Source organism: Amycolatopsis sp. NPDC004079 (assembly GCF_040610415.1).
Taxonomy (GTDB): Bacteria; Actinomycetota; Actinomycetes; order Mycobacteriales; family Pseudonocardiaceae; genus Amycolatopsis; species Amycolatopsis halotolerans.
The window spans coordinates 270345-282097 of record NZ_JBEXMH010000001.1 but is presented as its reverse complement, the minus strand read 5'-3'; the positions used below and the strand labels follow the sequence as shown (position 1 = coordinate 282097).

The window sequence follows — 11753 nt, the reverse complement described above, 5'->3', positions numbered from 1 at the left end:
GCGGGGCCGAGATGTGCCCGCATTGTTTCGGCGCCCGCCAGGTCCGGTCAAGTTCTGACCAGCTGCGACGCGGTATCCGGGGTTCGCTTCGGCTCTGTCCGAAATGCTGGCTGCCGCGCCGGCGGGTGTGCTGCACTGCGCGTATCAGCTCTCCGCCGAGAGTGAAATGGTGAGGGGTGGATATGGAGCCGATCGCCGTGGTCGGGATGGCGGTCCGGTTTCCGGGTTCGAATGACCTCGGCGAATTCTGGCGGAATCTCCTCGACGGCCGTGATTGCGTCACCGCGCTTTCCGACGACCAGATCCTGCGCGCCGGGGAGGACCCGAAACGCCTGGCCATGCCCGGCTACGTGCGCCGCCGTCCCCGGATCGACGCGCCCTACGACTTCGACGCCGCGTTCTTCGGTCTCACCCCGCGAGAAGCCGAGATCCGCGACCCCCAGTTCCGGGTGTTCCTCGAGGTCGGCCACGCCGCGCTGGAGCACGCCGGGCAGGTCCCCGCCGATTTCCCCGGCCGGATCGGCGTTTTCGCCGGCGCGGGCAGCAACCGGTACGCCAGCGAGCACGTCGAGCCCGACGCCCGCCTCCTGCGCTCGGTCGGCCAGCTCGCCGTGGACTTCAACAACGACCCCGATTACTTCGCCGCCAGCGTCGCGCAACGCCTCGGGCTGACCGGCCCGAGCCTGACCGTCCGCACCGCCTGCTCCACCTCGCTGGTCGCCCTGCACCTGGCCCGCCAAGCGCTGCTCGCGGGCGACTGCGAGCTCGCGCTCGTCGGCGGTTCGATGATCGACCCGCAGAGCGAACGCGGCTTCGTGCACGTGCCCGGCGGGGTCAACTCCGCCGACGGCTCGTGCCGCCCCTTCGCCAGCGCGGCCACCGGGACGAACTTCGGCGACGGCGTCGGCGCGATCGTGCTCAAACGGCTCTCCGCCGCGCTGTCCGACGGCGACACCGTCCACGCGGTGGTCCGCGGTTCGATGGTCAACAACGACGGCGGGCGCGGCACCGGCTTCACCGCCCCGAGCGTCGACGGCCAGGCCGACTGCATCACCGGCGCGTTCGCCGCGGCGGGGATCGACCCGCGCACCATCTCGTACTTCGAAGCGCACGGCACCGGAACGGCGATCGGCGACCGCACCGAGGTCGCCGCGATGACCCAGGCGTTCCGCACGCTCGCCGGGCAGCTGCTGCCGCCGGGTTCCTGCCTGCTCGGCTCGGTGAAGTCCAACGTCGGCCACCTCGGCACCGCGGCCGGAGTGGCGGGCGTGATCAAGACCGTCCTCGCGCTGCGGCACGAGCGACTGCCCGCGAGCATCAACGTGGACGGGGTGAATCCCGGACTCGGCCTCGCCGATTCGCCGTTCGAGGTGCTCACCGAATCTCGCCCGTGGCCCCGCCAGCCGGGTTCGGTCCGCCGCGCGTGCGTGAACTCCTTCGGCATCGGCGGCACGAACGCCCACGTGATCCTGGAAGAGGCCCCGTCAGCCGAACTTCCGCCTTCGTCCGGGGAGCAGATCGTCGTCTGGTCCGCCGACGACCGGACTGCTGAGTCCCAGCTTCGCGACCGCCTCCGCAGCTACTTCGCCGACCTCGACCCGGCCCTGTTCGCCGCCGCGGCGAACACGCTGCAGGTCGGCCGGACCGCGCGCTCCGTGCGTTCGGCGGTGGTGGCGCGGAACCGGGACGATTTCCTCGCGCAGCTGGGTGCTGGCGTTCTCAGCTCGGAGGAGCGTCCGCGCAGCGTGGGCCTGCACTTCCCGGACGAGTCGGTGTGGCAGCCCGGCTTGGCGAGCGGTCTTTACGCCACCGAGCCCGACTTCCGCGACGCGTACGATGCCGCATTCGCGGTCCTCGAACCCCTTGCCGGACCGGGTGGCGCACCCGACCTCGCCCGCCCGACATTGTTCGTCCTCCAGTACGCGATGGCCACCTGCCTGACCCGCTGGGGAGTGCGACCGGAGAGCGTGACCGGCGACGGTGTCGGCGCACTGGCCGCGCAGGCCTTCCGCGAGGGCGAAATCTCGCACGATCTCGCGGAACGCGTGCTGAGCGGCGCCGACAGTCCACAAAGGACCGAGCCGCGAGCGGACCTGACGGTGCTGATCGGCCCCGGCACCGCATCCGCCCGCGTCCTGCCGGTCCTCTCCGGCAACGGCCTCAACGACGCCCTGGCCAGGTTGTGGGTCCACGGCCAGGACATCGACTGGCGCAGCCGGGCCCCGCGCACGTCACGCCGGATCCCCGTGCCGGACTATCCCTACCAGCGAAGGCGACACTGGGTCGAGTATCACGGCCCCACTTCCGATGACCAGCCGAAACCCGCCGGGTGGACGTTGCTGCACGAGCGCTGGCAACCCGGCAGCGACGCACCGGCGACCATCGTGCGAGGCGCGCGAGCGCTGGTACTCCGACCCGAGAACGCCCAGTGGGTAACGGATTCCGTAGCCGCGGCCGGGTACGGCACCACCGACCTGCCCACCGTCGAAGCCCTGCGCGAGACCGCGATACCCGACCTGATCGTCCACGCTCTCGGGGTCGCCGACGAGGACGGCACCGACCTGGAAACCGGCCTCTACAGCGTCCTGGCCTGCGTCCAAACCCTGGCGAAGCAACTTCGGTCCGCCCCGGCGACCCTAGCGATCCTGCTCCGGAACGCCGTCGACCTGACCGGCGCCGAACCGCTCAACCCTGCCCGCGCGATGCTGAACGCCTTCGCCCGCACCGTCGAACGCGAGATCCCCAGTCTCCGCTGCGTGCTGATCGACGTCGGCCCCGTCGCGGTGCCCTCCGTGCTGGCCGCTGAACTCGCCACCCTGACCGCGCCCCACGTGGCCCTGCGCGGCCGGACCCGCTGGCTGCCCGAAATCGTCCCGCTTGACGACACCCCGGCCGAGCCACGCCCGTTGCGAGAGAACGGAATCTACCTGATCACCGGCGGCCTCGGGGGAGTAGGCCTCGTCATCGCGCAGGCACTCGCCGAGACCGGGATCCGCCCGCGGCTGGCCCTGCTCGGCCGCTCCGCCACCCGCACCCCGGCGATCGCGCAGCTCGAAGCGACGGGCGCGACCGTCGCGGTGCTCAAAGCCGACGTGACCGACCCCGAATCCCTGCGCGGTGCCTTCACCGAAATCGAGCGCACGTTCGGCCGAGGCCCGCACGGAGTCGTCCACGCCGCCGGAATCGCAGGCGGCGGCCTGATCGAACGCCGCTCACGGTCCGATGTGGACAGTGTCCTGCGACCGAAGGTCCACGGCACTCGCGCACTCGAACACGCCCTGTCTGGAACAGACCTCGACTTCCTCGTCTACTTCTCCAGTCACGCCGGGGTGTCGGGCCTCCGCGGCAGCGCCGACTACGCCGCCGCCAACGCCTTCCTCAACGCCCACGCCGCCCGCCACCGGCTGCGCCAGCCCCGGACCCTCTCGATCGCCTGGCCCGGCTGGGAACGAACCGGCATGACCGACACTCCGGGCCACCGCTTCGTCATCGCCCCAGGTCAGAGCTGGCAGCTCGACGAGCACCAGTTCGGCGGCGTCCCGGTCCTGCCCGCCACGGCGATGCTGGAGTTCGCCGTCACCGCCGCGAGAGCCGTCCTGCCGGACACCTCCCCGGTCGGCCTGCGCGACACGCTGATCCTGCGCTCCCTGCCCGTCACCGAGCCCCACTTCGTCGAGGTCGCCGTCTCCGCCGCCCCCGGCGGTCATCGCTTCCGCCTGCGATCGAAACCCGTGCAGGGACAAGGGGAGTGGACCGACCACGCCGAGGGAATGATCGAAGTCCCCGGCACCGAACCCGAACTCGCCAGCCAGTCACTCCCCAGCACCGCCCCGCACGTGCCCGCGACGGCGGCAGGCCCCGGCTTCGGATTCGGCCCGCGCTGGGAAAGCGAAGTCCGCCGCTGGCGCGACGAGCACGAAGCGGTCGCCGAACTCGAGCTGCCCGAAAAGTTCCACACCGACCTGCACGAACACCTCCTGCACCCGGCCCTCCTCGACGTCGCGGCCGCCACCCTGATCGACACCACCGCCGACGCGGTGTTCGTCCCGTTCCGCTACCGCTCGGTCGCCGTCTTCGCCCGGCTCACCAGCCGGATCACCGCCCGCTCCCGGATGCGCGAGCAGACCAGCACCACCCGAGTAGTCGACGTGGACCTCCACGACACCGAGACCGGCAACCACCTCGTCGCGATCCGCTCGCTGACCTTCCGCGCCGTGCCCCGCACCGACTTCAGCCGCCCCGCCGCACCGGCACCGACCTCGCGCGATCCGCGGCTCACCCCAGCGGAAGGCGCGCAGATCTTCCTCGACGTCCTCAACCGCGACCTGCCCGCCACGGTGATCGTCGACCACCTAGGCACTCCGGCAGCATCGGAACCCGCCGCCGAGCCGACCCCGCCGCCCGCCCCGGCCGGGCAGCCAGTCGTCGAGGTCGTCCGTCAACTGTGGACAGACCTGCTCGGCAACCCCGACATCGGCCTCGACGACGACTTCTTCGACGTGGGCGGCAGTTCGCTCGCCGCCGTGCACATCGTGGACCAGATCGAACAGCGCTACGGCATCGCGCTGAGCTCGGGCGCGCTGTTCGAATCCGCGACCGTGCGCACCGTCTCGGCCACCCTGACCGACCGAGGAGCACGATGAGCGACGAGATCGCGATCGTCGGCATGGCCTGCCGTTTCCCCGGCGCGAACGAGGTCACCCGCTTCTGGGAGAACCTCCGCACCGGCATCGCCTCGATCACCGACCGCACCGAGGACGAACTCCGCGAAGCAGGAGTCCCGCCGACGAGGATTGCCGACCCCGACTACGTGCGGGCCGCCGCGCTGGTAGCCGACCTGGCCGGATTTGACGCCGACCTGTTCGGCTACCGCCCGGAGCTGGCCAGGGCCACCGACCCGCAGCACCGGCTGTTCCTCGAATGCGCGCACGCCGCGCTCCAGAACGCCGGTTACGACACCGGCCGCGTTCCGGGGCGAGCCGGAGTCTTCGGCTCCGCCGCCCCGAACCTCTACGGTGCGCTGCACGTCAGCCGCGACCCGGCCGCCCGCGCGGCGCTCGCGTCGCTGGAGTGGAGTGTCGGCAACGAAAACGACTACCTGGCCACGAACGTCTCGCACCGTCTCGGCCTCGACGGCCCCAGTCTCGCGGTCGCCACCGCGTGCTCGTCGGCCCTCGTCGCGGTGCACCTGGCCGCCCAATCCCTGCGGCAGGGCGACTGCGACCTCGCCCTCGCCGGTGCTGCCGACGTCCAGCTGCCCTACGGCCACGGCTACCTCTGGCACGAGGGCGCGATCGTGTCCCGCACCGGTCGCTGCCGGCCCTTCGACGCCGCGGCAGACGGAACCGTCTTCGGATCCGGCGCGGGCGTCGTCGCGCTGAAACGCCTCGCCGACGCCGTCGCCGACCGCGACCACATCTACGCGGTGATCGGCGGCTCCGCAGTGAACAACGACGGATCCCGCCGGTTCACCTTCACCTCGCCCGGCATCGTCGGCCAGGTCGAACTCGTCCACACCGCGCTCGCCCGCGCCGGGCTGGCCGCCGCCGACCTCGGCTACGTCGAATGCCACGGCACCGGCACCACCGTCGGCGACCCGATCGAGGTCGAGGCGCTCACTACCGTGCTGGCGGGCGGCGGCAGCGTCCCGATCGGCTCGGTCAAGGGCAACATCGGCCACCTCGGCTCCGCCGCCGGGATCGCGGGCCTGCTCAAAACGGCACTGGCGATCCACAATGGACAGATCCCCGCGAGCGCCGGTTTCGCCGAACCCAACCCGGACATCGGCTTCGACTCCAGCCCCTGCTTCGTCAACACCGAACTCCGCGACTGGACGCAGCGTCGCCGGGTCGCGGGCGTCAGCTCCTTCGGCATCGGCGGCACCAACGCCCACGTCGTGCTCACCCAAGCCCCGGCCGTCACCACCGAAGCCAGCGCGCGGCCCCGGCAGCTGATCACCGTCTCCGGCCGGACCGAAGCCGCCGCCAACGCCGCCGTCCGCGCGCTCGCGGAGACCGTGCGCACGAACCCGGACCTCGACGTCGCCGACCTGGCCCACACCCTCCACCGCGGCCGCGCCGCCCACGCGCACCGCCGCACCCTGGTAGCCGCACCCGGCGAGAATCTGGCTCAACGCCTGGACGAACTGGCCGCCGACGGCCGCCCACCGGCCCCGCGACGTCCGCCAGCGGTCGCGTTCCTGTTCCCCGGACAGGGCGAGCAGTACGCGGGAATGGGCCGTGAACTCTACGCAGACGAACCGGTGTTCCGCCGCGAACTCGACCGCTGCGCCGACCTCCTCGGCATCGACCTCGACCAGGAAACCCTGCGCACCACAGACCTCGCCCAACCCGCACTGTTCGCCGTCGAATACGCCCTCGCCCGGCTCTGGACGCACTGGGGCGTGCGGCCCCGAGCCCTCGCCGGACACAGCATCGGCGAGTACGCCGCGGCCTGCGTCGCGGGTTGCTTCAGTCTGGAAGACGCCGCCAAATTGGTTGTCCTGCGCGGCGAACTCATGGCGAGCACCGCTCCGGGCGCGATGCTCGCGGTCCCGCTTCCCGAGGACGACCTCCGCGCCGAACTCCCGGACGGCGTGTCGATCGCCGCCGTCAACAGCGCCCGCAACACCGTCGCGTCCGGGCCCGCGCAGCTCGTGGACCAGCTCCGAAACCAGTTGACCGACAAGGGAATCCGCTGCGTCCCGCTTCCGGTCGACCACGCCTTCCATTCCGCGCTGATGGACCCGATCCTCCCGAAATTCCGCGACGCGCTCGCGGACATCGAGCTGCACGCCCCGGAAATCCCCGTCGTCTCGAGCGTCACCGGCGACTGGCTGACCGCCGACCAGGCCCGCGACTCGGAATACTGGGTCCGGCAACTGAGCCAGCCAGTGCGGTTCGCCGACGCCTTGAACACGTTGTGGGGCAACGGAGAACACGTCCTGCTCGAAGTCGGCCCCGGCGGCGCGCTGTCCACCCTCGCACGCCTGCACTGGCGGGAAACCCGAACCGGGCCCGCACCGGCCATTGTCTCCTCCATGCGTCACCGCGCCGACAAACGCACCGACGCCGACCTGCTGTTCCGCGCGCTCGGCACCCTCTGGTCCGCCGGAGTCGAACCGGACTGGGACACGTTCTGGGCGGGGGAGAACCGCCGCCGCCTGCCGCTGCCCGGCTACCCGTACCAACGCGTCCGCGCGTGGGTCGACCCGGATCCCGGCCGTCCGCCGCTGGCCGGGATGTACGGCGTCCCGCTGACCGCCGCCGCGCCATCGGTCGAAAAGACGCCGCTCGAACTGCCGACCTGGGCCGAACAACCCCTCGACCAGACCAGCGTCGGCGTCACCCCCGGCGAACCGTGGCTCGTCTTCACCGCAGGCTCGCCGGTCGCAGACCTCGTTCTCGACGACCTCCGCCGCGCCGGCGCCACCGTGGTCCGAGCCGAACCCGGCACCGAGTTCGCCCGCCGCGCCCCCGGCCGGTACACGCTCCGCCCCTCCGACCCCGCCGGCTACGACGCACTCCTGACCGACCTTGCCGCCGCCGGACTCGCACCCCGCCGCATCGTGCACGCCTGGCTGCTCGACGAGGACAGCCTCGAACACGGCCTGTTCAGCCTGCTCGCACTCGGCCGGACCCTGGCCCGCAAGCAAATCTCGGTCCCGATCACCCTGACGGTCCTCACCACCGGCCTGCACGAGGTCACCGGCACCGACCCGGTCACCCCCGCGAAGGCGACCGTCCTCGGCCCGCACCACATGGTCAATCAGGAGATCCCGAACCTGTCCAGCCGCGTCGTCGACCTCGCGCTGCCCGCGGACGCCCGGCAGGTGCTCGCCGAACTCGGCGCCACGGACGACCAGGTCGCGCTGCGCGGACGCCGCCGCTGGGTCCGCGAGATCCGCCCCCTGCCGAGCACCCCGCCGCGATCCCTGCCGTCGCTGCTGCGCGAACGCGGCACCTACCTGATCACCGGCGGGCTGGGCGGCATCGGCCTGGCTCTCGCCGAGGACCTCGCCCGCCTGGTCCGCGCCCGGCTGGTCCTGGTCGGCCGCTCCAGCTTCCCCGACCGCCCCGACTGGGACACCTACCTCGCCGAGGGCCCGTGCCCGATCCGCAAGCAGACCATCAGGCGCTTCAAGGAGATTGAGGCGCTAGGCGGCTCCGTCCTGGTCCAGGTCGCCGACGTCACCGACGAGCAGGCCATGCGCCAGATCCGCGACACCTGCGGCCGCATCGACGGCATCTTCCACGCCGCAGGCAGCCCAGGCGGCGGCATGCTGGCAGTCCGCCGCCGCGAGGACGTCGAAGCCGTACTCGCCCCGAAGATCACCGGAACCCAGATCCTGGACCGCGTTTTCGGCCAGGAACCGGACTTCCTCGTCCTGTTCTCCTCAGTCACCGCGCTAGTTCCGACCTACTACGGCCAGGCCGACTACCTAGCCGCCAACGCCTACCTCGACGCCTTCGCCCACGCCAGCCCGCCCGGGCCGCGGCACACCGTATCGGTCAACTGGGACGCCTGGAGCGAGACCGGCATGCTCGCGTCCAACGATCCGCACAGCAACTACCTCCGCACGAGCGAAGGCCTCGACCTGCTCTGGCGTATCCTCGCCGCCCGCCTCGGCCCGCAGGTCATCGCCGCCCCGCGCGGCCTGGCCGAAGTCGGCCGCGAAGCCGCCCAGCGGATGGAACCCCAGCCTGCCCCGACGCCCGCGCAACACCTAGCCCCCGTGGTGCGCGAGGACCTCGCCGACGCGACCGACCTCCAGCGAACCCTGCTGCAGCTGTGGGAAGAAACCCTGGGCGTCCCCGACCTCAACCTGGACAGCGATTTCTTCGAACTCGGCGGAAATTCGCTCCAGGCCACCCAGCTGCTCGCCCGGCTCCGCGAACACCTGGACGTCGACCTGCCCGCTGCCACCTTGTTCGACCACTCGACGATCCGCGCCCTGGCCGACGAACTCAACGCACTCCCATGAACCTGGCCGACCCCCGCACCTTCGAAGCTGATCTCACTGAGTTCTGGCGCTCCACCCGCGCGCACAACCCCGTCTACCGCCACGAGCCGCACGGCTTCTGGGTCGTGTCGCGGCACGCAGATGTCCTCGCCGTCTACCGCGACGCCGCCCACTACACCTCAGAACGCGGCAACGTCCTGGTCACCCTGCTGGCCGGGGGAGACTCCGCGTCCGGCCGCATGCTCGCCGTCACGGACGGTCCGCGCCACCGCGAACTCCGCCAGATCCTGCAACGCGCCTTCACCCCGTCGGCGCTCGACCGCCTGACCCGCCAAGTCCGCCGCAACACCCGCACCCTGATCATCGACGCCGTCTCGCGCGGCGATTGCGATTTCGCCGCCGACGTCGCCAGCCGAATCCCCATCACCACCGTCGGACACCTGCTGGGCGTGCCGGAGAGCGACCACGATTTCCTCCTGACCCAGACGAAACGCGCCCTCAGCTCCGACGACCGCGACTCCGACGAGCTGGAATCTTCCCTGGCCCGCAACGAAATCCTGGCCTACTTCACCGACCTGCTGGCTGATCGCCGTACCACCCCGGCCGACGATGTCCTCACCGCGCTGGCCGCCTCCGCGTTGTCCGCCGAAGAAACCGTCCTGAACTGCTACAGCCTCCTCATCGGCGGCGACGAGACGAGCCGCCTGTCCATGATCGAGGCCGTCCGGGCCCTAGCCGCCCATCCTTCGCAATGGGATCTGCTGCGCAACGGAGACGTCACCCTTCCTTCCGCCACCGATGAGGTCTTGCGCTGGTCGACTCCCGCGATGCACTTCGGCCGCACCGCGATCGCTGACACCGAAATCTCCGGTCACCCGATCGCGGCGGGGGAGATCGTCACCCTGTGGCTCAGCTCGGCGAACCGCGACGAGTCCGTCTTCGCGGATCCGGACCGCTTCGACCTCCGCCGCACCCCGAACAAACACCTCGCTTTCGGCTACGGCCCGCACTATTGCGTCGGTGCCCAGTTGGCGCGGATCGAAATCGCGGAGCTGCTTTCGGCACTCCGGAAGTACGCGACCGGGATCGAGGTCGTCGGCGAGCCGCGACGGATCCACTCCAACTTCCTGACCGGGTACAGCACGCTGCCGGTGCGGTTCGTCCCGGATACCGCGGAGCTTTACTGAAGCCGGTACGTACCCGGCCAGCGGAGTTCCCGGGAAACCGCAGTGAGCCAAGCCGTCTCGGCCGCGATGGTCGGAGCGAGACCGGGCGGCCGATAGTCCGCCGCGGTGCCGAACCGGCGGCCTTCGCGATGGGCGGCCAGTGCGGCGACGATCGAGGCGGCTTCGATAGCGGCGGGTATCCGATCCGGGGCGATGCCAGTACGCCGAGCGATGTACGCCGCCCGTTCGGCCACCGCGGGGTCGAAGTGCTCCCGCAGCGCAAGGTGCCCGTCGCGGATCTCGATGATCCGGCGGTAGAGGGCCAGATGCACGCCGCCGCCGGTGTTCAGGACGATGCCGGGCACCGCCTTCCGCATCATCGTCCACAAAGGACCAAGGCGGCGGTACCGCAGGTAGGCCCGCAGCCACCGCACGGGTGCGCCCAGTCGCGGCCCCCACGCGGAGAGCGTCGCGCCGGCGGCGGCGAGGGTCACGGCGACCGCGCCGAGCAGCACCGACGGGATGTCCTCGGCGGCGCTGACCCGGCCGGTTGCCAGCAAGCTGTACATGTCCTCGACAGCCCACGCCGTCCACAGGAGACCGGCCGAGGCACCGGCGATGATCAACTGAAGCCCGCGCCGCAGCGAACCGGGGGCCATCCGCCTGGCGTACCGCCGGATCAGGACGATGAACAGCGACAACGCCGACGTGGCGGCCAAGGTGTAGATCACGTAGTAGATCAGCAAGGGCAGGACGCCGGACCCGTTCACCACGGTGTTCCCGTCGACCTCACGGGCGTCGGCGGCGGCGAACAGCACGGCGTTGACCGCGAGCATCTCGCCGGTCACCAGCAGGGCGCAGCGGACCTGTCGCCGTGTCGGTTCTCCCGGCGACAGCGATCGCGCGAACAGAACGAGGAAGGCGAGCGAGGCGAGTTTCAGTTCGTCGCCGAGCAGGCCCGCCGTATTGCCGCCCCGGACGGCGAGCAGCGTCATCCCGGCGGTCAAGCAGCCGATGAACAGGCACAGGTACCTGATCCCGGGCGGGGGAGTCGGGCGACGTGACTCCACCTTCGCGGCCACCGCGAGCAACGCGCCCAGGCAGCCGGAGTACCCGATCGCCTCGATCACCCGAACCACCGCTCCACCAAGGCGAGCCCGCGCGAAACGCGAGCGTTCTCGGCAGGCGCCGGATCGTGTCCTCGGGCCGCGCGGTGCGCGACCAGGGTGGCGAGCAATTCCGCCTCCTGTTCCTGCACCTCGGTGTACACCGTGCGGCCGAGCACCCGCTGGACGAGTTCGGGGGAGAGGGTCGGCAGCAGCGCGCCGACGTCCACGGCGCCGGAGTGCCCACACACGAGGTGCCCGATTTCGTGGAGCAGGATGTGCTGGCGATGCAGCGCGGAAGTGTTGGCGGGCAAGAGAATGTAGTCGGCGCGGTCGGTGGACATCACCAGCCCGCACGGACCCCCGGCGATCGCCCGGGCAGGCAGCAGCTCGATCGGCCGGTCCCGGCTCGCGGCGACTCCCCGCACGAACTCGGCCGGATCGAAGGGCTCCGGCAGTTCCAGGTCGTCGGCGAGTTTTTGGCATCTTCGCCACAGCTTGCGATCCACGAACCGACCC

General features: G+C 71.0%; 5 protein-coding genes. 3 read left to right on the top strand and 2 right to left on the bottom strand.

What is annotated here, in order from left to right; translation table 11 throughout:
- Window positions 1-182: 182 nt before the first annotated feature.
- From ABZX37_RS01420 to ABZX37_RS01410, 3 genes are read left to right on the top strand one after another with little or no spacing between them, the layout of a single operon-like run.
- The gene (locus ABZX37_RS01420) at window positions 183-4643 is read left to right on the top strand and encodes an SDR family NAD(P)-dependent oxidoreductase (RefSeq protein ID WP_354734988.1); all 4461 of its coding nucleotides are present in this window, start codon (window positions 183-185) and stop codon (window positions 4641-4643) included.
- Window positions 4640-8983, top strand: coding sequence for a type I polyketide synthase (locus ABZX37_RS01415; protein ID WP_354734987.1), 4344 nt, complete (start codon window positions 4640-4642; stop codon window positions 8981-8983). The genes ABZX37_RS01420 and ABZX37_RS01415 overlap by 4 nt, the downstream gene beginning before the upstream one ends.
- Window positions 8980-10149, top strand: coding sequence for a cytochrome P450 (locus ABZX37_RS01410; protein ID WP_354734986.1), 1170 nt, complete (start codon window positions 8980-8982; stop codon window positions 10147-10149). Before ABZX37_RS01415 ends, ABZX37_RS01410 begins: the two co-directional genes overlap by 4 nt.
- On the opposite strand, the gene ABZX37_RS01405 is transcribed toward ABZX37_RS01410, so the two are convergent.
- Both ABZX37_RS01405 and ABZX37_RS01400 read right to left on the bottom strand, forming a co-directional pair.
- Entirely contained in the window at window positions 10143-11258 is a 1116-nt protein-coding gene (locus tag ABZX37_RS01405) for an MAB_1171c family putative transporter (protein WP_354734985.1), read from the bottom strand. The two genes, ABZX37_RS01410 and ABZX37_RS01405, sit on opposite strands and share 7 nt — an antisense overlap.
- A complete protein-coding gene (locus ABZX37_RS01400; protein WP_354734984.1) occupies window positions 11255-11743 on the bottom strand; it encodes a hypothetical protein in 489 nt (162 codons plus the stop codon). Before ABZX37_RS01400 ends, ABZX37_RS01405 begins: the two co-directional genes overlap by 4 nt.
- Window positions 11744-11753 lie beyond the last annotated feature (10 nt).